The 756-nt window shown below is 66.4% G+C and carries 2 protein-coding genes; both read right to left on the reverse strand.

Features of this window, described 5'->3' with window-relative positions; translation table 11 throughout:
* Positions 1-297: 297 nt before the first annotated feature.
* The gene (locus tag MJ785_RS22310) at positions 298-537 is read right to left on the reverse strand and encodes a hypothetical protein (RefSeq protein WP_370652950.1); all 240 of its coding nucleotides are present in this window, start codon (positions 535-537) and stop codon (positions 298-300) included.
* Between the two features lie 15 nt (positions 538-552).
* A partial coding sequence (locus tag MJ785_RS22315; protein WP_370652951.1) for a hypothetical protein occupies positions 553-756 on the reverse strand: 204 nt, incomplete at its 5' end.

Here is a 756-nt window from a genome sequence, read left to right on the forward strand (position 1 = left end):
CGTTGCGACTTCGGTTTATGACCAGCGTGCGATCCATGATCGGCGCGTGTTTGTCGTTGTGTACGGTTTTTGCCCGGATCGGCGTGCCTAACAACAAACATGCGCCGATCATGATGGCAATCAATGCTGGCCGGCCGCATTTTTCCTGCTGTCAGGCCACGTATTGTCACGTGAGCTACGTTCAAGTAAGAGCGTCCGGTAATAGGGGTGTGGGTCAAGGAGCGGGGCTGGGGTGCGTGCATCGTGAGGCGGCGGAGGGAGTCGCCGGAGGTGGTGGGTGGTGACCGACGAGCCGGGCTACCCGTGCATCGCGCGGCGATGGACGGGGAGCGATGATGCGAGGTGCGTGCCCTGGCCCCGCGACACCGCGTCCCCTATTGCCGGGCGCTTGAAGTTGGACGAGTCGAAGGAGCCGAAGAAGAAGGCCTTCCAGCTTTTCGTGCCGGCCTGGCCCGCGGCGGCGTAGAAGTCGTTGGCGTTACCGGACGCACCGAGGTTCCACAGGTAGAGAACGGCGGTCACGGCGAGCAGAGCCACGAGCGTGGGCCGGGCTCATCCCGGGTCGAGCGGGTGCCCGCGTAGCCCGCGGCGCAGTCTGGCCGGCGGCCGCTCGTCGCTGTCACGATGGGGCTCCGCACCCGGATGCGCTCCCGGCGGGCTGCTCGTGGGGAGCAGGGCCGAGGCGGACACAGGCGTTTCTCCAGTCCGGGCGTGGTCGGTGATGTGGTCAGCGGTGTCAGCGGTGTCAGCGGTGTC

The sequence above is a fragment of the Protofrankia sp. CiT1 genome (assembly GCF_917627335.1).
Taxonomy (GTDB): domain Bacteria; phylum Actinomycetota; class Actinomycetes; order Frankiales; family Frankiaceae; genus Protofrankia.